We start from the raw sequence: 24267 nt of genomic DNA on the forward strand, positions 1-24267 counted from the left end.
TAAAATTCTAATAAAAGCAGCAAAATAAATAAAAGTTAAAACATAAAAATAAAGTAATGAAGAATAAAGGGCGGGATATGTAAATAAAGTTTTAAAACTTAATTACACTTGCCCACCCTTTAGGCTTTTTAATTTTTTCTGATATTTTTTTATTACTTTTCTTTTAAACTTTTAATAGTTATTTTAGCTGCCCACCCAAGATTTTTTTAAATTTATTGTATACTCACCGCACGCAGAACAAAACTAAAAATATAAATTACTTTGCAATTCAAATTTTATTATATTAAAAATTTTGCTAACCGTGCGTTGAAGAAATTCTAATGGCAAAAGTTGTAAAAGAACATATTATTTTAATTTTTTATAAATATAAATTGATGATAATAACATTTAAATTATATATAAAATGTAGCTTACCATGTGTTAAATAAAATCTTGTTAATAAATTTTTGTTTTTTAGATATATAAAAACAAGCAGTTTTTGCGACATTTTCTGTCATATACTTATTATACACTATTAATAAATCGTTAATAGGAGTGACTGCTTATGTATAAAACTATAAAAGAAAAAATTAAAGAAGCAAAAGAAATATTATCAAATGAATCAGAAAATAAAGAAGCATTAAAAACACTATACACATCATATATGCAAATTAAAGATTATAAAAAATCAAAAATATATTTAGATAAATATTTGGAGATAGAAAAAAATAATTATAATGCTTGGAAAATATTAGGTAATTACTTGGATATGTATGGTAATTTTAAAGAAGCTGAAAAAGCATATTTGAAGGCTCTTGAAATTAATGATAAAGATATAAGAGTATTTGCTAATTTAGCAAGAACTTATATTGAATTAGATGATAAAGATAATGCCTATAAAACTATACAAAAAGCTATTGAATTAAAAAGCAGTGATGAAAAAATTACAATAGAAATATCAAATATTCTATGTTTGATAAATAAATATGATGAAGCTATTAATCTGCTTGAAAATTTTTATCAAAACTGTTATTCAAAATCTTTAACTGAACAATTAGCATATATTTATGAAACAGTACATAGTTATGATAATGCTGTAGAGTTATATAAATTATTATATGATGAAAAATCACTTTTAAATATATATCTATACTCAACAAATCAATTCAAAGAAGCAGCAAAAATTTGCAGAAAAAATATATACAGGGATTATTACGATTACGGATATAAATTAGCTGATATATATTTATTTTTAGGATACAGTAAAAAAGCAATAAAAATACTGAAATTGGCGAAAGATAATGATAAACATTTTTATATGCTAGCTTATATGGAAAGATTAGCTAAAATTTATGAGTCTATTAAAAAATATTCCAAAGCAGCATATATGAGAGAACAAATGGCTAATATAGATAAAAAAGAAGAAATAAACTGGGCTTATTTATCAAAATACAGATTTTTATCTAATGATTATGACAGAGCAATAGAAGCAGCAAAAGAAGCATTAAAAATAGATAAAGACTATAGAGTTCCTTTATATTATCTTGCTGCAAGTTATAAAAAACAGGGAAAAGATAAAAAGGCTTATAAAATATATAATAAATTAATAAGTAATTTTGAAAACAGAGCGGAAATATTAAAAAACTTTTATTATAAAAATATGTATAAGTACTGTGAAACAGAAGAAGAAAAAGAAGATTTTCATAATACAGATTGGAAACATGAAGGACTTGATGAAGAAGAATTATTATACACATTATTAAGCTACAAAGATTTAGGAGAATATCAAAAAATAAAAGAAGTTTTTAATGATTACATATACAGAGAAAAAGATAATAATAAAAAAGATATATATTTTTTTGAAAGTAAAAATATAAAAAAATACATGAATGAATTTCATTATAATGATGGTTATATAACTTCTATTGAAATTGGAGAAATATTTGAAGAATTAGAAATGTATGAAGAAGCTTTATTTATATATTTTGATGTTCTAAATAAATATTCTTATGATAAAAAAATAGGCATTTATCATAGACTTTACAGCTGTTATAAAAAATTAAATAAACATGATTTGGCAAAAGAAATATTGAATATAGCAAAAGACATAGGAATTAATACAAATAATTTTGATGAATAATAAAGTTATAAATTAATTTTTTAGAAAAATAGGAGAATAAAATGCTAGATAATAAAAAAAATTACACAATAGAAGAAATAAAAGAATTAATAAATAAAAAAATAAATAATGAAGAACTTGAAGATGATGATGTACTTTACTATAAAGAAGCTCAAGAAATATTAAATAAGCATTTAAAAAATAATCCTAATAATAAAGAATTATTATTTTTATTAGCTCTGGTGCAGTATGATGAATCATATTTTAATAAAAAATATAAAAAATTAAGAATAACATTAAAAAACTTTTAAATCTTAATTATGAAAAAGATAAAGTATTATACTATTTAGCAGCATCATATTATTATGACAGTGATTATGATAATAATAAAAAAATACAAAAACAAATTATTAAATTATTAGAAAATGCAATTAAATTAAATAATAAAGATTCTGAATATTGGTATTTACTTGGAACAGCACATTTCTTTGTTATAAAAGATTATGATAAAGTTATAGAGTTTCATAAAAAAGCAGCTGAAATAAATTATACAGAGACAATTCGTAACCATAAAAAAGATTATTATTATAGATTAGGACAAATAAATTTATATTTAGGAAAAAGCCAAGAAGCTATAGAAAATTTTAAAAAAGCTATAAAAGATTCAATAGATTATTTTAATGATTTTTATGAAGCGTCTGATTATTGGCATTATTTAGGCTTAAGCTATGAAAAAAACGGACAGTATGATGAAGCTTTGGATAGTTATGAAAAGGCATTAGATATAGATGTAAGAAGCGAGTTAGATGATTATTTTTATGATTGTTTAAATGCATTAAAATCATTGTATGATTTATATAAAAAACTCGGTAAAAATGATGATGCTATATACGCCTTGAAAGACAGTATAGAAAAGGATATATCAGCACCATTTATGATTATACCTTTTGATGATAATGATTTTAAAGGAAGCGAAACTTATAATGATATAGTTCAGGCATACACTGATATTATAGATGGTAGTTGGCATTATTGTCAGTCAAATGCATGCCGTGAAGAGCTTGCAGATCTTTATATAAGATATGGAGAATATGATAAAGCTATAGAATTATATAATCAAATATCTATAGAAAATTATAAAAATATAGCTGAAACATATATAAAAGCAAAAAATTATAAAAAGGCAATAGATACATATAAAATTATTATAAAAATGTATCCTGATAATGAATTGAATTATTATATTGATATTGCCCGTACTTATGAAGAGGCAGAAAATTATAATGAGGCTATTGATTATTACAATAAAGCTATAGAAATTGACAGCGGAAATTCAGATTATTATGTTAATATTGCTGAAATTTATAAAAAATTAGAAAACTATGAAGAAGCTGTTAATTATTATAATAAAGCTATAGAAATTTTAAATAAACCATGCAAATATCATGAAGAATTAGCAGAATGTTATGAAAGGCTTGAAAAATACAATAATGCTATAGAAGCATATAAAGAATATTTTAAAATAGCTGATGATGAACTATTCATATATATAAGAGGCAGTAAACTTGATACATTAAAAAATATTGCTTATCTATATGATAAACTTAATGATATAGAAAATAGAAATTTATATTATGAAAAAGCCATAAAAAAATGCCGAGAACTTATAAAAGAATATAAGAGAAACAAAAAAGAATATTTAAAAGAAATAGCAGATATTTATATAAAAATAGGAAATAAAGAAAAAGCCTTTGAAATATATAATGACTTAATAAAAAACTATAATAAAAAAATATCAAGAAATAAAAATAATTATGGGCTTTTTGAAAAACAGGCTAATTTATATTTGAAAATTGATGATAAAGAAAGTGTATTAGAAACATACAATAAAGCTATAGAAGTATGCCTTAAAAAGATAAAAAGTTTTGAAAATAAAAAAATATCGATTTCAGATAATGATGATAAAAATAAAATAAGTTCTTATATGGAAGATTTATCATATTTAGCATTTTTCTATCAAAAAGTTTCAAAACCAGAAAACTGTATTAATATTTATGAAAAACTTATAAAAATATATGAAGAAAATATAACAGATGATGAAGAGAGTACATTTTACTTAGAATCTATTGCAGAACTTTATATAAAATTAAATCAAAAAGATAATGCTTTAAAAACATATAAAAGGATTTTAGAAATAGATAAAGATAATAATGAAGCAAAAGAAAAAATAGAAGATATAGAATCAGGAAAAGAGGTAGAAACAGCATGTATATTTGGATTATCGTATAATAGATACAAATAGCATTGTAAAACAAAAACGTATTTAAATAATAAAAGCCTAATATGTTTTTATTTATCATACTAGGCTTTATTAGCTAATTAATTTTTTAGAAAAAATAGGAGGATAAAATGCAAGATAATAAAAAAAATTACACAATAGAAGAAATAAAAGAATTAATAAATAAAAGAATAAATAATGAAAAACTTGAAGATGATGATGTACTTTACTATAAAGAAGCTCAAGAAATATTAAAGAAGCATTTAAAAAATGATCCTAATAATAAAGAATTATTATTTTTATTAGCTTTGGTGCAGTATGATAATTCATATATTGATGATGAATATAAAAAAGTAATAGCAACATTAAAAAAACTTTTAAATCTTAATTATAAAAAAGATAAAGTATTATACTATTTAGCAGCATCATATTATTATGACAGTGATTATGATAATAATAAAAAAATACAAAAAGAAATTATTGAATTATTAGAAAATGCTATTGAATTAAATAATAAAGATTCTGAATATTGGTATTTACTTGGAACAGCACATTTCTTTGTTATAAAAGATTATGATAAAACTATAGAGTTTCATAAAAAAGCAGCTGAAATAAATTATACAGAAACAATTTGTAACAATAAAGAATATTATTATTATAGATTAGGACAAATAAATTTATATTTAGGAAAAAGCCAAGAGGCTATAGAAAATTTTAAAAAAGCTATAGAAGATTCGATAGATTGTTTTAATGATTTTTATAAAGCATCTGATTATTGGCATTATTTAGGCTTAAGCTATGAAAAAAACGGACAGTATGATGAAGCTTTGAAAAGTTATGAAATGGCATTAGATATAGATGTAAGAAGCGAGTTAGATGATTATTTTTATGATTGTTTAAAGGCATTAAAATCATTGTATGATTTATATAAAAAACTTGGTAAAAATGATGATGCTTTGTACGCCTTGAAAGACAGTATAGAAAAAGATATATCAGCACCATTTATGATTATAACTTTTGGTGATAAGGATTTTAAAGGAAGCGAAACTTATAATGATATAGTTCAGGCATACACTGATATTATAGATGGTAGTTGGCATTATTGTCAGTCAAATGCATGCCGTGAAGAGCTTGCAGATCTTTATATAAGATATGGAGAATATGATAAAGCTATAGAATTATATAATCAAATATCTATAGAAAATTATAAAAATATAGCTGAAACATATATAGAAGCTAAAAATTATAAAAAGGCAATAGATACATATAAAATGATTATAAAAATGTATCCTGATGATGCATTGAATTATTATATTGATATTGCCCGTACTTATGAAAATGCAGAAAATTATAATGAGGCTATTGATTATTACAATAAAGCTATAGAAATTGACAGTGAAAATTCATGCTATTATGTTAATATTGCTGAAATATATAAAAAATTAGAAAACTATGAAGAAGCTGTTAATTATTATAATAAAGCTATAGAAATTTTTAATGAGCCATGCGAATATCATGAAAAATTAGCAGAATGTTATGAAAGTCTTGAAAAATACAATAATTCTATAGAAGCATATAAAGAATATTTAAAAATAGATTATAAACTATTCTTATATGATATATATACAATTGGCAGCAGTAAACTTGATACATTAAAAAAGATTGCTTCTTTATATGATAAACTTAATGATATAGAAAATAGAAATTTATATTATGAAAAAGCCATAAAAAAATGCAGAAAACTTATAAAAAAAGATAAGAGAAACAAAAAAAGATATTTAAAAGAAATAGCATATATTTATATAAAAATAGGAAATAAAGAAAAAGCCTTTGAAATATATAATGACTTAATAAAAAACTATAATAAAAAAATATCAAGAAATAAAAATAATTGCGGGCTTTTTGAAATACAGGCAGATTTATATTTGAAAATTGATGATAAAGAAATGGCATTAGAAACATACAATAAAGCTATAGAAGTATGCCTTAAAAATATAAAAAGTTTTGAAAATAAAAAAATATCGATTTCAGATAATGATGATAAAAATAAAATAAGTTCTTATATGGAAGATTTATCATATTTAGCATTTTTCTATCAAAAAGTTTCAAAACCAGAAAACTGTATTAATATTTATGAAAAACTTATAAAAATATATGAAGAAAATATAACAGATGATGAAGATAATATATTTTATTTAAAATCTATTGCAGAGCTTTATATAAAATTAAATCAAAAAGATAATGCTTTAAAAACATATAAAAGGATTTTAGAAATAGATAAAGATAATAATGAAGCAAAAGAAAAAATAGAAGATATAGAATCAGGAAAAGAGGTAGAAACAGCATGTATATTTGGATTATCGTATAATAGATACAAATAGCATTGTAAAACAAAAACGTATTTAAATAATAAAATATTGATGAAAATGAATTATATATACCTAAACAACTATACTTTGTCAATTTTAGTTTTTTCTATTTTATTGTTTGTGGTGGCTTTGCCCCACCGCTCTGCGTACTTCGTAACCCCCCCAGTTCTTTTGCGACCGTAGGGAGTGCCTGTGGTATTGGCACAGGCAAAGCCCGCCTACGGCGAGAACCAAAAAGACTGCATTTTTAGGCTATATCCTATATTTAATAGGCATGTTTTTAATATAAAGTTCTAGCAATTGCGTTTTCGCAAAGCGTATCCGAGCTTGTCGAGGATATAGCTACTTTGACGAAGTCCGCAGAGCGTGTGCGTCAAAAAAGTAGATAACATTTATATAAAGTGCATAGGTTGACAAACTTAAAAATTTTCAGTATATATTTGATAATATTATAAAAAAATAAAAGCCTAATATGTTTTTATTTATCATACTAGGCTTTATTATTAAGTTGATTGTTAATCAATTTATTTCTTTTTATTCTTTTTTGCTTCTTTTGTATTTGCTTCAAGTGCAGGATTATAATCTTTTCTTGTGTAAATATAAACAAGCATAACAATACCGATTAACATCATAGGCATAGAATAAATAGCACCTGCAGTGATTGGGCCTACAGTCCATTCTGTAATATCTCTTGCAAACTGTTCTATTAAAGTTCTGAAAAGTCCGTAAAGAAAAATCCAAACCCAAAGTCTTGTACCCGGTCTTATATTTTTATTCTTCTCGCTTAAATAACCTATTAAAAAAGATACTAAAGCAAGAACAATACCCTCAAGAAATGCTTCGTATAATTGTGAAGGGTGCCTTAATTCTGTATATGGTCTTATTGCTGGAAACATAGAAGCCCATCTATCATATCCGCCTACTGCATCATATAATGGAAATTTCATTCCTAAAAAAGAATCTGTAACTCTTCCGTAAAGTTCGGCATTCATAAAATTTCCAATCCTTCCAAAGAATAAACATAAACTAGCAGGAAGCGTTCCGTTATCTGTGATATTATAAAAATCATATTTATATTTTTTACTGAATATAAATAATGCTATAAACATTCCTATAAATCCGCCATGAAATGACATTCCAGCGAAACCAGTAAAAGTAAATCCATTATCAAGATTAATACCTATTATTTCCCAAGGTGTTAAAAAACTTTTTGGTGAGTAAAAAAGAAAATAACCAATTCTAGCTCCTACTATAGCACCTACAGCAGCATAGAATACCATATCATATATACCGCCGTTTTTTTCATTAAGATTGAATTTTATCCAACCCCTTTTTTGGACAAAATACAATATTATGCATGATACTAAAATGCCTACAATATACATAAGCCCATACCATCTTATAGCACCTAGTATTGGTATATTAGGCGGAAACACATAAGGCGTGAAAAATTCTGGATAAGTCATATATTTTCCTTAAAAAATTATTAATTATTTTTATAATAGAAGATTTTTAATATAAGATAATACATTGAAATTGTTAATCTATCAAGTGTTTATATGTTGGATAATTTCTATTTAGTACTAATTTTACACTTGCACTTTCGCGAAGCGTATCCGAGTTTGTCAAGGATATAAGGTTCTTTGACGAAGCCCGCATGCGACCGAAGGAAGTCCTTTAGGTAAGCGTGCGGCGGAAAAAGAACAACAAAAAAATTGATAAACTTAAAAATTTTTAGTATATATCATTTAAATATTTATTTTTTATTTAGTATAGACAAAGATCTTTTAGCTTCTAATGATAAAATATATTTATTATCTTCATTTATAAAACTATTTATTATTTCTTTGCTTTTATCAAGATTAAATGCTGATAGGCAAGTTATACATTTCCATAAAAGAAGTTTGTCATCTTTATACTTGTTCATTAATTTTATTATACATTCAAGATTTTTTTCATTTTGTAAAGTTTTATTATAAAAACATATATATCCGAAAGCATCTATAGCTTCATAAATTTTTATTAAATTATTACTTTTTAGTATTCTTATTAAGACAGGTAGAATGCTTATGTCCATTTTAGATAAAGTTCTTGCTATTATATCTCTAGGCAGAGGGTACGATTTTTTTGATGATATTTTTTTAGGTAATTTTTTATATTGATTATTTCCTATTATACCAAGATATTCAGTCATTTTTTCTGCAGTATCAATATTTCCATGTTGAAGAGTTTCACATATTGCTATTTTAGTATACAAGCTTTTTTCTTTAGATAATTGCATTAATAGTTCATTTTGCACATTATCTTCATATATATACGGCATCAGATTGATAGAAGCCGATGTTCTTATTATAGCATTGTCATTATTCAAACAATCAATAAGCTTTTCTAAAGAATAATTTTTAAGCATATTGATATCATCATCTAATGCCATTCCTCTGTTTTCTAATTTATCCAAATCAGATTTTAAATCATGTTTCATATATTAATAATATTATTTTTTTAATATTATGCAACAATAATTATTATATGTATAGCATATGTTATGTTTTAAATGTGTAATTTTTGATTGTTAAAGTGATATTATAGCTTTTAATATATATCTTTTTTATTCAAATTATTATATATTATTATTCATAATTTATAGAAGGAATTATATCGATGTATCAGGATTTTAATAAAACTAATTTACAGAATTTAGGAAACGGACTTAAAAGAAGAATATTAGCCTATTCTGATAATTTAATGACTGTTTATATGGAATTTGATGAGGGTGCTGTAGCTGAAACTCATTCTCATAATGAGCATGAACAAATAACATATATTATAGATGGAGAGTTTGAGTTTACAGTTAATGGAGAAGAATATTTATGTAAATCAGGAGATAGTTTGCATTTTGCTAAAAATATGAGTCATGGCTGTAAGTGTGTTAAGAAAGGTAAATTATTAGATACTTTTACACCTAAAAGAGAAGATTTTTTGAATAATTAATTTGAATATGAATATAAGTCAGGCAATAATCAATTACACTAAACAATTAGAAAAAATCAATGATGATTATAAAGTATCATATATTGAGGCACAAACTATTATAATGCATACTTTGAACCTATCTAAAGTAAAATTAATATCAGAAGGTTTGAGGGAGCTTACAGAGAGTGATATAAATAAAATAGAGAGTTTTATAAATAGACGTCTTAATTATGAACCTTTGTCTTATATCATAAATAAAAAAGAATTTTACGGATTCGATTTTTATGTTGATAATAATGTGCTTATACCAAGACCTGAAACTGAAGAGCTTATTGATTTATTGTTGTGCTATGCAAAGGATAAAGATAATATTTCAATATGCGATATTGGTTCAGGAAGCGGAAATATACCTATAACATTAAAAAAATTATTTTTAGATTGGAATAAAAATATAGATATTACAGCTATTGAAATTAGTAATGGAGCTTTTCAAGTTATAAAGAAAAATGCTTTAAATATATTAGGAGATGAAAAAATTATAAATATAATAAATGCTGATGCTTTAAGTTTTACACCAGAAAATAAATTTGATATAATAGTTTCAAATGCTCCTTATGTGCCTTTAAGAGATAAAGATTTTCTTCAAAAAGATTTGGACTTCGAGCCTCAAAATGCATTATATTCAGGTTATGACGGACTTGATTTTTATAAGAGTTTTTTAAGTATAATAGAAAAATATTTAAAAGATAATGGAGCTTTCTTTTTTGAAATAGGCTATGATCAGGGAGAGGCATTGATTAATATATGCAATTCTCTTGATATAAAAAATGTATCTGTAAAAAAAGATTTAAGCGGTAAGGATAGATTTCTTATTTGTGAGAATATTAAGAATTGTTAATTTAATTTTAAGGAGAATATAATAATGCAGTATGTTAAGTTTGGAAGCAGAAGAGGGGAGCATGGTGATATTAAACTTTTAGATATATTTTATAAGCATAATATTGTATTTGCCGAGGTGAAGGCAGGGTCAGAAAAAGTAAAAGAAAAGAAATTTTTAAAAGGTACTAGAATAATGATAGCAGATGGTTTAACTGCTGTTGCTATTGCTGAGGCTTTGACTGATTCAGATTCTCTTGATAAGTTCAATATTAAATTTAATAAAAATGAAATTGATAGGGTTAATGTTTCAGATTGGGTAATAGCTGCCAAAGTTAAAATATATAAATTAAAAGAGGAAGATTATTTTCCTACTACAATAGGTAAATTCTATCATATAAAAAATAAAGACAAAATAAAATTAATAGATGAATTATTAGAAAAATATTCAAATTAATATTAAAGGTTCGTTTATTCTTTTTTTCCTCTTAATTTATCAAATAAACTTACTATACCTGCTATAATCAGACCGATTATACAAAATATTCCTCACATATATACTCCTTTATAATTGGCATGTATGATTATACCCTAATACGGTATTTAAAGCAATAGTTTATAATTCTTTGTAAATAATGTCAGAAATAAAATTAAAATATTTATTTGTTATAGCTTTTATTTTTTCATTTGCATTAATCTGTGCATAACCATCATATCTTTTTATCATTTCTATATCATTATTAGAGTCGCCTGCAACCAATATTTTATCTATAGCCTTATTATTATTTTTAAGAAGTTTATATACAAAATCAACACCATTAGCTTTATTAACAGTATGCTTTACTATATCAACAGTTCTAATATTAGCAAAAGCTATTACTTCTTCAAATTCTTTATTAATGGTATTTGCTACAATTTCAGTAGTTTCTGCATTAGGAGTCATTTTGTTTATTTGTATAATATCTTTTACAGTTTCTATTTCTTCTATATTTATTTTTTTATCCACTCTAAAAGGAAGTATATCATTTCCGTCTTTTGATTTTACGGATATTATATAATTATCATTTGCTATTTCTACAGTACCGCCGAACTTCTCATGCAAAAATCTTATAACCTTATATGATACTTCATCATCTATAGTATCTTTAAATATTACTTCTCTTTTATTATTGAATACCAAAGCTCCGTTATTAGCTATTAAATAATCAAACTCTAATCCATGTCTTTCAATATGTTCAAATATAGAAAATTTATTTCTTCCGGTTGCTATAGTAAAAATGTTTCCAGCTTCTCTCCATTTTTTCACAGCATCAAAAACACTTTCATCAATTTTTTCATGAATATATATAGTCATATCATAATCGCTAAAAAACAATTTCATAATAACTCTCTTAATTTTTTATTTTTATTGTTTAAACTTTTTATATCAGTACATTTTCTAATGTTTCAAAACTTTTATTTTTAGCATCAATCTTTACCATGGCACCATGAGCCATAGTAAGTTTAGTTTTTCCATGTCCGCATTTTACATTTGTGAGTACAGGTATATTTAAATTGCTTAATCTTTCTATTATAGTTTCTTTAGCAGTTCTAAAACCTGTTTCTTTTTCACCTTCAACTAAATCGCAGTTTTCAAAATCTCCTACTACGATTCCTTTTATTGATTTTCCTATTTCTTTTGAATTAAATAAAGTAGATATAATCCTGTCAATCTTATAAGGTTTTTCATCTACTTCTTCTATATATAAGATATAATCTTTATTTAATTTTGGAAAATATTCTGTGCAGAAACTAGACATCATTACAATGAAATTTCCGCCTATCAATATGCCTTCTGCTTTTGAGTCATTTCCATAAGATATGCTTTCAAACTCTGAGCCGTCAGGATTTTTATAAATGATTTTTTCTCTGCTTTCTAAAACATCGAACATATTATTTAATGAAGCCTCATCGAATGATTTTCCTTTTACCATATCTATGCTTACCATTGGGGCATGAAAAGTGATGAGTTCTGTTTTTTCATAAAAAGCCAAATGAAAAGAAGTTATATCACTGTATCCTGCAAATATTTTAGGGTTATTTTTTATAATATCATAATTCAATTTATCAAGTATTCTTACAGCTCCGTAACCGCCTCTTGAGCATATAATAGCATCAACTTCATCATCTTTAAAAAAATTATTTAAATCTTCCGCCCTTGCTTCATCAGTTCCGCCGTATCCATTATAATTATCAAATACATGTTTTGACAATTTTACTTTGTATCCTCTATTTTCTAAATATTCTATTCCTTCATCAAGTTTATCTTTCGGGCATGCACTTGAAGGGGTTATTATTCCTATGGTATTTCCTTTTTCTAATCTTTTTGGCTTTATCATAAAATTAATATCATTCTCCTATAATTTTTATCAATACTCTTTTAACTCTTTTTCCGTCATATTCTCCATAGAAAATCTGCTCCCAAGTTCCAAAATCAAGTTTTCCATCTGTAACAGCCACAACAACTTCTCTTCCCATTAATTGTCTTTTCATATGAGCATCAGCATTATCTTCATAGCCGTTATGATTATATTGACTATGAGGTTTTTCAGGTGCTAATTTTTCAAGCCATACTTCAAAATCCTGATGTAGTCCGCTTTCATCATCATTAATAAATACGCTTGCTGTTATATTCATAGCATTGCATAAAACAAGTCCCTCTTTAATACCGCTTTCATTTAAGCATTTTTGAACTTCAGGAGTGATATTTATATAACCTCTCCTTTTAGGGTAATTTATTTCCAAAACTTTTCTATAAGATTTCATTTTATTCTCCTAAAAAATATTATGATCATGATATAGTAAAATATTAAGTATGACAAGTTTTTTAATGATAGTTATTTAATATTTTACGACTTATTAATATTTGTTACAATGTATTTTTAATAAAACTTACAAAATCTATATGTTCTTTTTATATAAAAAATAATTCCGTAAAGAAAAATAACAAAGCTATTATACATTTCTTTATTTTTCTTATAAAAATTAAAAAATATTATTTTTTTAAAAAAAATATGCAATAACTATTGAATAATGTAATTATTTTTGATAAAATCATATGCAATATTATATTGTATGATATTATATATTTGTATTATATTAATATACGGTTAATAAAACTTTTTTCTATTATATTGCTGAATAATTAAATTTATTCAGCATACTTTAGATGTTAATATTCTTATTTTTAAGAATTTTAATATATAATAAAAAATAAAGAATAATTTTAGGAGATAACTTTATGAAGAAAGTTAGTAAAAAAGTAAAGTTCCTAGCTGTACTACTAGGTTCTTTGCTAATTTCAACATCGGCATTTGCAGTTGAGCTTACTATTGATAATTCAGCAGTAAAAAGAGCAACAGCAGGTCAGTTTTCTACAGACTCTGACAAAGTAAATGCAAAAGATATATTCGACTTGCAAAGATCATTCTTTTCAGCTGGATATTTAGGTCAGGCATCAGGAGCTATTAGCGGTGATGGAAATGGTACAGCAACTGCTAAAGGAATAAACAACGGTGTTCAAGGTTCTTTCGGTGTGGCTTTGCCTGCCGGTATGTATTTAGGTATAGGAGCAGCATATAATCTTAATGATAGTGCTAACTATGAAACAAGAAAAGATACTATAAGCGGAACAAAATGGCAAATAAACTCAACAGCTAATTTCATTGCAGCTTTAAGAATAAATGATATGGCAGCAGTACATTATAATTTTATATTATACGGATTTACAGGTACTCCTTTTATTTATAATGAAAATCATACTAAAAATCCTAATGAAGATTATAAAACTTATAATAATTATGGAAGCTGGAGACATGAAATAGAAGCAGCTATCAAATTCGGTGAGCATAAATTAACTATACCTGTAAGCGTAACATTTAATGCTATGAATACAAAAGAAAAAGGTAGTAAATATCTAAATACTGGTACTGCTAATAGTAAAATAAATGTTGATAATGTTAATTATGTAGAAGGTGATGGTATTTGGTTGGGCTTAGAGCCTGAGTTTTTCTTAAGTCTTCCTGCAGGACCTATGACAGGTATAAACATGGGGCTTAATTTAGAAGCAAAACTTACTCATAATGTAGGTAAAAATGGTGTATTTGCAGATCAAAATCAAAGTGGTACTGGAACACCAACATATACAAAAAATGAATATAAAACTACTCAAAAGGCAGCAGTAGTTGATTTAGGTGTTTGGGCTAGTTTCCCTATGGAATGGAGCTTGGCTAATGATCAGGTATCATTGGCTATGGAGCCTCAAATCAATTTAGAGTTTGTTATAAATAATACTGATAAAATGGAGCAAAGCGTTAATGGAGGTGCTGCAACAGTTATTAATAATATTTACGGAAGTGATTATTTATCAATTATGCCAGTAATTGAGCTTCCTATAGGTACATTATGGAGACCTGTTGAATGGTATGAATTAAGATTCGGTACAGCTTTATTATTAGGTGCTGATATCACTATAAGTCAAGCTAAAGATGCAAATGGAAAAGCTAATAAAACTACTTCATATCAAACAATGTCTGGTATAGCAGGATTCTTCGGTATGGGATTCATTGTTACAGACGACTTTAATTTAGACTTGTATGCAGAAGCTCAGCAGTTGAACTTCTTTACAATGGGATTCGGCGGTCAATTAACTTATAGATTTAATTAATAATATTTGGAGATAACTTATGTTAAAAGTTTTTAATAAAATAAAATTTATATTATTTGGTTCTTTATTAATTTCAGCTTATGTATTTGCTCAAGGTACTGATACTTGGGTATTAGATAATTCAGCAGTAAAAAGAGCAACAGCAGGTCAGTTTTCTACAGATTCTGATAAAGTAAAATCAAAAGATATATTCGATTTACAAAGATCATTCTTTACAGCAGGATATTTAGGAGGAACTTCTTTTTCTGCTAATGGAGGCGGTACAGAGGATTTAGGTGTTCCTCCTTTTAATAATGGAGTACAAGGTGCTTTCGGTGTAGCTTTGCCTAATAATATGTATTTAGGTTTTGTGGCAAGATATCAATTTAATGATAGTGCTAATATAACAAAAGATAAAAATGGAAATACAACAGGAACTGGTAACAATTTATGGACTATCAATTCTCAGGCTGCTTTAAGAGCTGCTTTCAGAATAAATGATATGGCTGCTATACATTATTATTTTAGAATGGGGCCTAATACTGGAACATCTTCTTATATATATTCTGTAGGTCAAACAATAAATAAAGATCAAAAAACAGACTATGCTACAATTTATAATGATGGTATCTGGACTCATGAAATAGCTGCTTCTATAAAGTTCGGCGAGCATAAATTAACTATACCTATAGGAATAGTTTTCCATGCAAATAATAGGAAGTATCAAGGAAAATATTTAGATAAAAAAGAAGATTATGTAGATTATTTAGGAGAAGATTATATATCTTTATATTTGAATCCTGAATTTAATTTGGGTATTACTTCAGGACCTATGACAGGTATAACTGTAGGTGCTAATATAGGTTTTGGTGTTAATAACAATTTCGGTCAAAATGGTACAAGTACAGTAGCAAGCGGCAGTACAGAAACTAAATATGAAGGCAAACAAGGTAAAGATCGTTTTGCTATGGATGTATATGCAAGCTTCCCATTGTCTTGGAGCTTGGCTAATGATCAGGTAAAATTAGCTATGGAGCCTAAACTTTCTTTAGGTTTATCAGTAACTAATACAGGAAATAGCTCTCAAAAAATTGGAAATGGTCAAACTACAGGATATGCAGGATATAACGGTGAAGTAAAATTCATTCCTTATGCTGAACTTCCTATAGGTACTACTTGGCAGCCGGTTGAATGGTGGCAATTAAGAATGGGTACTGCTTTGATGATACAGGCAGAAACTACTTGGGCTACTTATGTACCTGCAAAAGCAGATGGTTCATTAGATGAAACATTAAAAACTGTTACTACTAAATTAACTACTAAAGCAGGAATAGCAGGATTCTTTGGTATGGGCTTTATGGTAGGAGAAGATTTTGATATTGACTTGTATGCTGAAGTAAATAGCTTAAGTGTTAATAATCTTAATTTTGGCGGTCAATTAACTTACAGATTTAATTAATACGAAAAATAGGAGATAAAAAATGAATAAAAAATTATTATTAATTTTATCTATATTGATGAGCTTATCATTATTTACAATGAGCTGTGCCAAAAGTGTAACTGCTCCTAATCAAATTGATCAATCTTCAACATTAGATATTTCGAAAGTAGGAAGTTCTATAAGCACTTATAATTATGGTAGTATAATTACAGATGGTGATGTTCAAATTGATTTAAAAAATGTTCAATATAGCCCTATGAATGGAAATACAGTAACTCTTACATACTCTCCTACAACTACATCTACACAGCCTGTTGTATTTAATGAAAATAGTATATTAAATAAGATAGCTGAATCTCTTCAAAGTGTAACTTATTATGCAAATGGTGTATCCTCTATTTCTGTTGGTAATTGGACAAAATATGAATACTCTAGTTCTAGTGCACAAACTGTTAATTACATTTTAACAGCACAAGCTATAGGAAAATATGGTAATAAATTAGATTTTACTTTTGTACTTACTACAAGCGGAAACATTACTTGGCAGTAAGTAATTGACTTTGACTTTATCATAGGAGGGGGGAATCATCTTTTCCCTCCTATTTTATAAAAAAAGGATATGAAAAATGAATAAAAAATTATTATTAATTTTATCTATATTGATGAGTTTATCGTTATTTACAATGGGCTGTGCAAACAGTGTAGCTGCTCCTGATATACCTATAACAGGACAAGGTATAACAAAAACTGATATAGAAACAGAATTAAAAAAATAGGTGTTATTTATGCTAATTCTCAAGCTAGCACTTTAAATCCTGAACAATATATAGATTTTTCTGGATTACAAATAGGCAGCGAATATGAAACATATAGTGTCACAGTTATTAGGATGCCTAATGATGGAACAGGTGGTTGGTGGAGTTATACTTGCGATCCTAATTATGTATTAAGCGAACTTAGGCAAAGAATATCTGCATTGAGTAGTACAAAAATGGAATTGGTTCCGAATACTGATTGGGATAACGGTACTACTCCTAATGGTCAGGTAAGTGTTTATTTAACTGTTAATATAAGTTCTAAGTTTCTTACTATTCCTGAAAATTTAAAGTCAGTAAAAATTCATTTAATGGCAAATTGGGGTACTGCTCAGCCGTAAATTGAATAATATTTTTTAAATTAATCATATTTTATAAAAAGCCCCGTTTTATTTTTATAAGGCGGGTATTTATTTTTATAATAAAAAGAAGATAAAAAATGAATAAAAAATTATTATTAATTTTATCTATATTGATGAGCTTATCATTATTTACAATGAGCTGTGCTAAAAGTGTAGCTGCTCCTGATAGTATTACTGGAATAGTTGGAGGAGAAGTTTTAACTGAAGAACAAGCCAAAGTAAAAATAAATTCTGCTTTAAATAGTTTAGGAAAGATTTATGATGACACATTAAAAACTGGATATTTTAATTTTAGCGTGGGTTCTTTAACTTTTGATGGTAATCGTCGTTATGTATTTTTTTTAAATTTTAACCAAACAGGAGTAGATACTCCCTATGTAAAAGAAGCTGAAATATTGAATAATCTTAAGACGGCATTACAATCTTATAATGGAGAAGTAATATTTACTCCTGATGCTAATTGGATTAGTAGTCCAGATAATATTACTTCTGGTTATTATATTTTAAGAGTTTCAATTTCTTCTTTAAATTATAATTTACCAAATACAATCAAATATATATACATTTATCTGTATGCAAATTTTTGGCAGTAAATATTAGAATTAATCATATTTTATAAAAAGACCCGCTTTATTTTATAAGGCGGGTTTTTTATTTTTAATAAGCATTTAAATAATATAATGCAAAAAATAAAGCAAATATTAAAAAGTGATTCTATAAATTAAATATTAAAAAACATTATAAATAAAAAATCAAATGTTAAACTAGATCCAGCTTTCTAATATTTTTTATATTGATATTATTCTTTGAAAGATAGCTTTTTATGTCGCGTACCCTTATAGCTTTTTCATTGCTTTCTAAAAGTGTTATGAGCAACTCATCTCCTTTCTTTATAGCTAAATAATCGCCTTTTCTCTCCTCGCTTGTTTTTAAATCTTCCTTGTTTGATAGTGTTTTTAATGCTTCTTCATCATTATCGGTTTCGATTTTGTAAATAGTATTTTTTGGAAGAGCTTGAATATTTTTAGCATTTAAAGGAGTAGATACTGCATTAATTATTTCAATTCCTATATGAGAAAGTAAATTGTTTATTTTGTTTTTTAATAAGTCTATGTCCATAGAGTCAGTTAAACTTATTTCCATATATTCTGCTTCACTCTCGCATGCAAATGGAGTAGGGGGAGTAAACACAACTTTTTCTAATGGGTGAAAACCTTTGCTTAATGCTATGCTTGCACCTGCTATCTTTAAAGCACAAATCATAACCCTTGATAAATCATGCATTCCTAAAAGTGATGATATACCTTCTTTTTTGAATTTCATTAACACTTTATAGTTTACAGCGAATATATCTCTTTTCTTTAGAGTTTTTAATTCTTCAACCATTTGAGTGAAATTTGTATTTAAAACTTCTTTTTTGTATTTGTGGCAGTATTTTTTATAATCTATACCGCAGTTCTGACAATTTCCTGTAAAGCAGTAATCTGTGAATTTACCGTTTTGAAATCTTTCGTATTCTTTATCAAAGAAAGTTTGACTTACAAGAGTATCAATGCATTTCCAAGGAGTATTTATTTTTTTGCTTAATAATTCTTTGATTGTGTATCCGCTTTCTTCTATTACTTCTTTCCAAACATCATATTTAAAATATTCTACCCAAGCATCAAATCTTGCACCTTTCTTATATGCTTTATAAATAATATCTCCTATTTTTTCATCGCCTCTAGAAATTATGCCTTCAATTTCAGCCATTCTAGGAGGGTGATATTTTATAGCTACTTTAGTTCCTCTGAAATGATCGCGTACCTTTCCTATATAAGTAATTGCTTCTTCATCTGTAAGCTGATTATTATTTTCTAAAGGTGTATGTGGCTTTGGAATAAATACATTGATAGCGGCATTTATTTTTACTTTATTATTTGATACCTTTATCATTTTTTCAAGTGCTTCTATTATCTCATCAGCTTCTTTATCTGGATTATCAGTGAATCCTATCATAAAATAAATTTTTACTATTTTCCAACCCATCTTCTGAACATCTGCAAGTATATTGTATATGGCATCTTCGTCCATTTCTTTATTGATTTTTTCTCTTAATTCATGGCTTCCTACTTCCAATGCAAATGTTAAGCCTGTTTTTCTAAACTGTGCTATTCTGTCTGCAGTGTCCTTATCAAATGAATCTATTCTTAATGAAGGAAGAGAAAGAGAAAATCCTTTATGTTCTCCTAATGTCTGTAAATATTCAATTAATTCTCCAATATGAGGATAATCATCAGCGGAAAGAGAAAATAAATTTAAAGTATTAGCTCCAGTTGCTTCTAATGATTCCATTGCTATATCGACAATTTTTTCTATAGTGCGGTTTCTTACAGGGCGATAAGTTATTCCAGCCAAACAGAATCTGCAGCTATGAGTACAGCCTCTAGCTATTTCAACAGATATTCTGTTTTGAATGCCTTCTACAAGAGGTACTAAAGGCTTCTTCACATAAGGCATTTCATTAATATTTTCAACGAATATTCTTTTTACATGTTCTCTTGGGTATTTTGGAACATAAGCATATTCAAGTTTTGAAAGCTCTTTTAAAATATCATCTCTTTTAGCTCCATTCTTTTTGAGATTATAAATTATATCAACAAAGTTTTTCATCTCAAAATCAAACTCACCAAATAAAAATACATCGATAAAATCAGCCAAAGGAAATGGATTGAATACGCTTGGTCCGCCTGCAGCTATTATAGGAACATCTTCTCCTCTTTCATCTCTATGTATAGGTATTTGGCTTAATTCGAGTACCTGAAGTATATTTGTATATATAAGTTCATACTGCAAAGTAAATCCCAAAACATCAGCGTCTTTTACTCTGCTGAAAGTTTCTAAAGTATAAAGAGGTATATTTTTTTCTTTTAAAAGTTTTTCAAAGTCTTCAGCTACTGCATATACTCTTTCACAGGAAGCGTATTCTATAGAGTTAATAACTTCATAAAGTATAGAAAGCCCTAAATTGCTAATTGCTATTTCGTACATATCTGCAAAGCACATAATGAATTTAAAAGGCATATCAGGTTTTATTATTGCATTTATTTCACCACCTAAATATCTAGTAGGCTTTATTATATCTTCACTTTTAACAAGTTCTAGTATTTCGTTTTTCAAATTTTCGCTCATTATTTTATATAGTCCCGATTATTATTTTGAATGATTATTATATAGTAAAGTTCATTATAATACAAATTTATTATAATATTATGAAAAATATTAGTTTATGATTTAATAATATTTATTATTATTGAAAATATGTAAATATTAATAAATACTTTTATTGTTATTATTGACTAAATAAAAGTATTATAAATATAATCTATGACTGTTTAATATTTTTTATAAATTCAATTATATTATTGCAAATTATATTAAAATCTTTATCAATATTATTTGTGTTTATTTTTAATGTGTGATTTCCAAAGACCTCTTCTTCTATTTGATTATATGATTGCAAAACATTATTAATATTTATTTTTTCATGAAATTTTGTAATATTATTTATTATAGGATATTGATTATTAATGGATAATGATATATGTCTTTTTTTATTAAAAATTCTATCATTATATCTATTAGCTAATATAGTGTAATCAGCATAACAAAAAATACATATAATAGTTACTTTATTATAACTTATGTTTTTTAATATATCTTTCATTATATAAAAATTTTAAAATAATTATCTATAATTAAATCTACGTTTTTAAAAATATATTTATAATTTTTTATACATTCTTTTATCAGCTATTGTGCTTAAATATTTTTTTTCATCATTGCTAGTAAAACCATATTTTTCATATAATTCCACTTTTAAATCATCTTTTGATATACATTTAATTCCAAGAATATTAGATATATGTTTTGATATAGATGTTTTACCGCTGGCAGGAAGCCCTGTAAATATGATAATATTCATAATTTACCTTTAATTATTTTATAGTTTTATTATTCTTTTATCATAAACTTCATTTGATAAACTAGTTCTTAATGCTTTTGAACAATAGAAAGGTAAAAAACCATACTCATTATTTATTTTTTCTAAATTGTAGAAGAAATAAATAGCATCATATATATTGGGCATTTTACAATCTAAAGTGTTTCCTTTATCTAAATGTAAAATATTAGCACTTATTACTATGCCTTCTTTTGCAAATTCCTTACATAATTCTAACATAGATTCAATAGGCTCTAATCCAAATACTAAATTACTCCAAACATTTCCTTTCCCATATATATTAACAGCTTCCTTTAATCTATTTACAAAAAAATCATATCCTATTTCAAATTTACCGGGGCAATATTTTTTATGATAATCTCTATTAATGACTTCCATATTAAATACTATTTTTTTATACCAGATTTTTTAAATTCTTTTATCAAATTTAAATCATTTGGAGGTGTTATAACAAGTACAATTCCTTCTGTAGTTTTATCATTAACTAAAGGAAAAATTTCTTTAGCAATTTCGGCAAATATTTTTGATTCTAAATCCAATTGTGAATTAGATAAATTTCCAGCTATTAAAATAAGATGCATATGTTCTTTAAAACATTCTTCATTTTTAGCTACTAAAATGGCTTCTTTCAGATTATTAATATATTCTTTTTTATATTCTTCCCAATAATTATTATTTTCTATAAATGTAAATGCGGAAACTTCTCCATCATTTATGAAATTATTTACCCCGCAAAAACGGCACATTTTTGATATAGCACATCCTTTCCATGGTATTATATTAAGTTCATCAAGACCGCATGAAGATATATATTTTTTAGCATATTCTCCATTACTTAATAAAGCTTTATAGTAATTTGGTTCTTTTACAAAGTCTATATTAATATTATCAATTTTTTTACCATCTACTAAGGCAATAAAATTTCCTTCATTATCCACATCTATTTCTACTTCTCTTATGTCATTGTTATTTGCTACACATGATACAACAGTTTTATAGTTATCATCTATATTTGTTATTATTAATTCCTGAGGCCTATCTTTAGAACTATTGATTGGCATATTATAAACCATATTTTGCAGTTTTATATTTTTATCTTTTAATAATTTTATAGTATTGTTTGAAAATATTATGCCTGAAGTTAAAATTGAAGCTTTTAAAAAAGTTTCTTCTTTTATATTGTATAAACCATCTTTACAATTAATATTAATTGACATATTTTCTAATTACTCCTTTTTGATAAGTTCAGTAAAAACTTTAATTATCCATTTTATATGTAGTATTGGGAAAAAAAATTGATATATTATAGAGTATATAAATAGTTCAACTTTTTTATTTATTATTATAAAAGCAGTTAATAATACATATATTAAAGATAATTGATAACATAATTTAAATATATATATTATAATAATCCAATGTAATATCCATAAAGCATGGTAGTTTATACCATGTATTAAAATTAGTATAAGGTATCTGTAGTTTTTATATACTTTTTTCAAAATAGAAGAATACCCTATAGCCCATCTATTTCTTTGTTGGCAAAGTTTTTTAAATTTTGTATTTAGCTTTTCATAACCTAAAATATCTGAAGTAATGTACTTATTAATTTTATTTGTATTAGCATATAAACCTAATGCTAAATCATCTAAATAAGTATCCATGTATATCAATTTATTTTTGAATGAATTTACTTTTATACAAAAAAGTTGTCCTGGTACAGATATACCTATATTTAATTTCCATAATAAAGGTCTTATAATATTATGTGATAATAATTTATCTACGGCTATTATCTTTGAAATAAAATTATTATGAGTATTAGAGTATATTTTTCCCCAAGCTATTTCATAATTATTATTAATAGCTATGTCTATAAATTTTTCTATATTTTCCATATTTACACTTATATCATTATCTATACTAATAAAATATTCAGAATCATCTGTATCAATTAAGTCTATTAGTCTTTTATATTTAGTAGAAGATTTTTTGATAAGTTTTATTTCATAATCTCTGTATTCAAGTTGAAATAATTCTTCACAATAAACTACTACTTTAAAATTACCGTTTAATTTAAAGTTTAATCTATCTGATATTTTATATAATTCATTTGTGAAAGTTTCACCTAATAAAGTGTATGTTATTAGACAAAGTTTTTTCATAATTAATATCCAATAGTTAAAATTAATAAAGCCAAATATCTTTTCTTGCTTCCATAATATAATGATAATTACAATCATTCTCCGATATATTAAAAATACTGAATATGTAATTTATATCTCTTTGCATATTCTCCCTTGATTCTTTTTGATTATCATTGGTTTGGATAATAAAAAGTCCTATTGGAAATATAGCTATATTATTA

The 24267-nt window shown here is 25.5% G+C and carries 24 protein-coding genes and 1 pseudogene; 14 read left to right on the top strand and 11 right to left on the bottom strand.

Features of this window, described 5'->3' with window-relative positions; all coding sequences use genetic code 11:
• The first annotated feature begins 544 nt into the window (after positions 1-544).
• The 5 genes and pseudogenes from BINT_RS01600 (at position 545) to BINT_RS01610 (ending at position 6757) form a co-directional block, all read left to right on the top strand.
• On the top strand, positions 545-2119 hold the full coding sequence (locus tag BINT_RS01600) for a tetratricopeptide repeat protein (RefSeq protein ID WP_014486812.1): 1575 nt from the start codon (positions 545-547) through the stop codon (positions 2117-2119).
• 41 nt (positions 2120-2160) lie between these two features.
• Positions 2161-2409, top strand: coding sequence for a hypothetical protein (locus BINT_RS15020; RefSeq protein ID WP_014486813.1), 249 nt, complete (start codon positions 2161-2163; stop codon positions 2407-2409).
• A gap of 290 nt (positions 2410-2699) precedes the next feature.
• Positions 2700-2855 (top strand): annotated as a pseudogene (locus BINT_RS15025) (hypothetical protein); the annotation flags it as partial.
• On the top strand, positions 2856-4400 hold the full coding sequence (locus tag BINT_RS01605) for a tetratricopeptide repeat protein (protein ID WP_014486814.1): 1545 nt from the start codon (positions 2856-2858) through the stop codon (positions 4398-4400).
• Between the two features lie 107 nt (positions 4401-4507).
• Entirely contained in the window at positions 4508-6757 is a 2250-nt protein-coding gene (locus tag BINT_RS01610) for a tetratricopeptide repeat protein (protein WP_014486815.1), read from the top strand.
• 512 nt (positions 6758-7269) lie between these two features.
• On the opposite strand, the gene lgt is transcribed toward BINT_RS01610, so the two are convergent.
• Together lgt and BINT_RS01620 are read right to left on the bottom strand one after the other, a co-directional pair.
• Positions 7270-8211: a prolipoprotein diacylglyceryl transferase gene (lgt, locus tag BINT_RS01615; RefSeq protein WP_041177163.1), complete on the bottom strand. Its 942-nt coding sequence runs from the start codon at positions 8209-8211 to the stop codon at positions 7270-7272.
• A 290-nt stretch (positions 8212-8501) separates the two neighbouring features.
• On the bottom strand, positions 8502-9227 hold the full coding sequence (locus BINT_RS01620; protein WP_014486817.1) for a hypothetical protein: 726 nt from the start codon (positions 9225-9227) through the stop codon (positions 8502-8504).
• A gap of 179 nt (positions 9228-9406) precedes the next feature.
• Here BINT_RS01620 and BINT_RS01625 point away from each other — a divergent pair, with 179 nt between their 5' ends.
• The 3 genes from BINT_RS01625 to BINT_RS01635 are packed head-to-tail and all read left to right on the top strand — an operon-like array spanning position 9407 to position 11051.
• A complete protein-coding gene (locus BINT_RS01625; protein WP_014486818.1) occupies positions 9407-9736 on the top strand; it encodes a cupin domain-containing protein in 330 nt (109 codons plus the stop codon).
• A gap of 7 nt (positions 9737-9743) precedes the next feature.
• Positions 9744-10616, top strand: a complete 873-nt coding sequence (gene prmC, locus BINT_RS01630) for a peptide chain release factor N(5)-glutamine methyltransferase (RefSeq protein WP_014486819.1) — start codon at positions 9744-9746, stop codon at positions 10614-10616.
• Between the two features lie 24 nt (positions 10617-10640).
• Complete coding sequence (locus BINT_RS01635) at positions 10641-11051, top strand: hypothetical protein (RefSeq protein ID WP_014486820.1); 411 nt, start codon at positions 10641-10643, stop codon at positions 11049-11051.
• A gap of 159 nt (positions 11052-11210) precedes the next feature.
• On the opposite strand, the gene BINT_RS01640 is transcribed toward BINT_RS01635, so the two are convergent.
• From BINT_RS01640 to BINT_RS01650, 3 genes are read right to left on the bottom strand one after another with little or no spacing between them, the layout of a single operon-like run.
• Positions 11211-11975, bottom strand: a complete 765-nt coding sequence (locus tag BINT_RS01640; protein ID WP_014486821.1) for an HAD family hydrolase — start codon at positions 11973-11975, stop codon at positions 11211-11213.
• Positions 11976-12015: 40 nt separating this feature from the next.
• The gene (locus BINT_RS01645; RefSeq protein WP_014486822.1) at positions 12016-12972 is read right to left on the bottom strand and encodes a S66 peptidase family protein; all 957 of its coding nucleotides are present in this window, start codon (positions 12970-12972) and stop codon (positions 12016-12018) included.
• A gap of 10 nt (positions 12973-12982) precedes the next feature.
• Positions 12983-13399: a secondary thiamine-phosphate synthase enzyme YjbQ gene (locus BINT_RS01650; protein WP_014486823.1), complete on the bottom strand. Its 417-nt coding sequence runs from the start codon at positions 13397-13399 to the stop codon at positions 12983-12985.
• Between the two features lie 475 nt (positions 13400-13874).
• Between BINT_RS01650 and BINT_RS01655 the strand changes: the two genes are divergently transcribed.
• The 6 genes from BINT_RS01655 to BINT_RS01675 all read left to right on the top strand — a co-directional run bounded on the left by BINT_RS01655 (position 13875) and on the right by BINT_RS01675 (position 18489).
• Complete coding sequence (locus tag BINT_RS01655) at positions 13875-15299, top strand: hypothetical protein (protein WP_014486824.1); 1425 nt, start codon at positions 13875-13877, stop codon at positions 15297-15299.
• A 19-nt stretch (positions 15300-15318) separates the two neighbouring features.
• Positions 15319-16737 (top strand): UPF0164 family protein, encoded by a 1419-nt coding sequence (locus BINT_RS01660; RefSeq protein ID WP_014486825.1) that lies wholly within the window; start codon positions 15319-15321, stop codon positions 16735-16737.
• 22 nt (positions 16738-16759) lie between these two features.
• A complete protein-coding gene (locus tag BINT_RS01665; RefSeq protein WP_014486826.1) occupies positions 16760-17269 on the top strand; it encodes a hypothetical protein in 510 nt (169 codons plus the stop codon).
• A 76-nt stretch (positions 17270-17345) separates the two neighbouring features.
• Positions 17346-17495, top strand: a complete 150-nt coding sequence (locus BINT_RS14770) for a hypothetical protein (protein ID WP_014486827.1) — start codon at positions 17346-17348, stop codon at positions 17493-17495.
• Between the two features lie 113 nt (positions 17496-17608).
• Positions 17609-17875, top strand: coding sequence for a hypothetical protein (locus BINT_RS01670; protein WP_014486828.1), 267 nt, complete (start codon positions 17609-17611; stop codon positions 17873-17875).
• Positions 17876-17973: 98 nt separating this feature from the next.
• Positions 17974-18489 carry a hypothetical protein gene (locus BINT_RS01675; RefSeq protein ID WP_014486829.1) on the top strand — a complete coding sequence of 172 codons (516 nt, stop codon included), beginning with the start codon at positions 17974-17976 and terminating at the stop codon, positions 18487-18489.
• A 166-nt stretch (positions 18490-18655) separates the two neighbouring features.
• Here BINT_RS01675 and BINT_RS01680 read toward each other — a convergent pair whose 3' ends face one another.
• The 6 genes from BINT_RS01680 to BINT_RS01705 all read right to left on the bottom strand — a co-directional run bounded on the left by BINT_RS01680 (position 18656) and on the right by BINT_RS01705 (position 24064).
• Positions 18656-21067 (bottom strand): TIGR03960 family B12-binding radical SAM protein, encoded by a 2412-nt coding sequence (locus BINT_RS01680; protein WP_014486830.1) that lies wholly within the window; start codon positions 21065-21067, stop codon positions 18656-18658.
• Between the two features lie 193 nt (positions 21068-21260).
• The gene (locus BINT_RS01685; RefSeq protein WP_014486831.1) at positions 21261-21602 is read right to left on the bottom strand and encodes a hypothetical protein; all 342 of its coding nucleotides are present in this window, start codon (positions 21600-21602) and stop codon (positions 21261-21263) included.
• 57 nt (positions 21603-21659) lie between these two features.
• Positions 21660-21860, bottom strand: coding sequence for an adenylyl-sulfate kinase (locus tag BINT_RS01690; RefSeq protein WP_014486832.1), 201 nt, complete (start codon positions 21858-21860; stop codon positions 21660-21662).
• Between the two features lie 18 nt (positions 21861-21878).
• Positions 21879-22277, bottom strand: a complete 399-nt coding sequence (locus BINT_RS01695; RefSeq protein WP_014486833.1) for a hypothetical protein — start codon at positions 22275-22277, stop codon at positions 21879-21881.
• A gap of 8 nt (positions 22278-22285) precedes the next feature.
• On the bottom strand, positions 22286-23116 hold the full coding sequence (locus BINT_RS01700; protein WP_014486834.1) for a hypothetical protein: 831 nt from the start codon (positions 23114-23116) through the stop codon (positions 22286-22288).
• Between the two features lie 9 nt (positions 23117-23125).
• Positions 23126-24064 (bottom strand): glycosyltransferase family 2 protein, encoded by a 939-nt coding sequence (locus BINT_RS01705; RefSeq protein ID WP_041177164.1) that lies wholly within the window; start codon positions 24062-24064, stop codon positions 23126-23128.
• Between the last annotated feature and the right edge of the window lie 203 nt (positions 24065-24267).

It is taken from the genome of Brachyspira intermedia PWS/A, assembly GCF_000223215.1.
Classification (GTDB): domain Bacteria; phylum Spirochaetota; class Brachyspiria; order Brachyspirales; family Brachyspiraceae; genus Brachyspira; species Brachyspira intermedia.

What these genes read in the sequence shown, in the direction of transcription:
- BINT_RS01670 (WP_014486828.1), top strand. Translation starts at nt 17,609, where the DNA reads ATGCCTAATGATGGAACAGGTGGTTGGTGGAGTTATACTTGCGATCCT.
- BINT_RS01705 (WP_041177164.1), bottom strand. Translation starts at nt 24,064, where the DNA reads ATGAAAAAACTTTGTCTAATAACATACACTTTATTAGGTGAAACTTTC.
- BINT_RS01685 (WP_014486831.1), bottom strand. Translation starts at nt 21,602, where the DNA reads ATGAAAGATATATTAAAAAACATAAGTTATAATAAAGTAACTATTATA.
- BINT_RS15020 (WP_014486813.1), top strand. Translation starts at nt 2,161, where the DNA reads ATGCTAGATAATAAAAAAAATTACACAATAGAAGAAATAAAAGAATTA.
- BINT_RS01690 (WP_014486832.1), bottom strand. Translation starts at nt 21,860, where the DNA reads ATGAATATTATCATATTTACAGGGCTTCCTGCCAGCGGTAAAACATCT.
- BINT_RS01700 (WP_014486834.1), bottom strand. Translation starts at nt 23,116, where the DNA reads ATGTCAATTAATATTAATTGTAAAGATGGTTTATACAATATAAAAGAA.
- prmC (WP_014486819.1), top strand. Translation starts at nt 9,744, where the DNA reads ATGAATATAAGTCAGGCAATAATCAATTACACTAAACAATTAGAAAAA.
- BINT_RS01665 (WP_014486826.1), top strand. Translation starts at nt 16,760, where the DNA reads ATGAATAAAAAATTATTATTAATTTTATCTATATTGATGAGCTTATCA.
- lgt (WP_041177163.1), bottom strand. Translation starts at nt 8,211, where the DNA reads ATGACTTATCCAGAATTTTTCACGCCTTATGTGTTTCCGCCTAATATA.
- BINT_RS01640 (WP_014486821.1), bottom strand. Translation starts at nt 11,975, where the DNA reads ATGAAATTGTTTTTTAGCGATTATGATATGACTATATATATTCATGAA.
- BINT_RS01660 (WP_014486825.1), top strand. Translation starts at nt 15,319, where the DNA reads ATGTTAAAAGTTTTTAATAAAATAAAATTTATATTATTTGGTTCTTTA.
- BINT_RS01645 (WP_014486822.1), bottom strand. Translation starts at nt 12,972, where the DNA reads ATGATAAAGCCAAAAAGATTAGAAAAAGGAAATACCATAGGAATAATA.
- BINT_RS01625 (WP_014486818.1), top strand. Translation starts at nt 9,407, where the DNA reads ATGTATCAGGATTTTAATAAAACTAATTTACAGAATTTAGGAAACGGA.
- BINT_RS01620 (WP_014486817.1), bottom strand. Translation starts at nt 9,227, where the DNA reads ATGAAACATGATTTAAAATCTGATTTGGATAAATTAGAAAACAGAGGA.
- BINT_RS01675 (WP_014486829.1), top strand. Translation starts at nt 17,974, where the DNA reads ATGAATAAAAAATTATTATTAATTTTATCTATATTGATGAGCTTATCA.
- BINT_RS01695 (WP_014486833.1), bottom strand. Translation starts at nt 22,277, where the DNA reads ATGGAAGTCATTAATAGAGATTATCATAAAAAATATTGCCCCGGTAAA.
- BINT_RS01655 (WP_014486824.1), top strand. Translation starts at nt 13,875, where the DNA reads ATGAAGAAAGTTAGTAAAAAAGTAAAGTTCCTAGCTGTACTACTAGGT.
- BINT_RS01635 (WP_014486820.1), top strand. Translation starts at nt 10,641, where the DNA reads ATGCAGTATGTTAAGTTTGGAAGCAGAAGAGGGGAGCATGGTGATATT.
- BINT_RS01600 (WP_014486812.1), top strand. Translation starts at nt 545, where the DNA reads ATGTATAAAACTATAAAAGAAAAAATTAAAGAAGCAAAAGAAATATTA.
- BINT_RS01610 (WP_014486815.1), top strand. Translation starts at nt 4,508, where the DNA reads ATGCAAGATAATAAAAAAAATTACACAATAGAAGAAATAAAAGAATTA.
- BINT_RS01650 (WP_014486823.1), bottom strand. Translation starts at nt 13,399, where the DNA reads ATGAAATCTTATAGAAAAGTTTTGGAAATAAATTACCCTAAAAGGAGA.
- BINT_RS01680 (WP_014486830.1), bottom strand. Translation starts at nt 21,067, where the DNA reads ATGAGCGAAAATTTGAAAAACGAAATACTAGAACTTGTTAAAAGTGAA.
- BINT_RS14770 (WP_014486827.1), top strand. Translation starts at nt 17,346, where the DNA reads ATGAATAAAAAATTATTATTAATTTTATCTATATTGATGAGTTTATCG.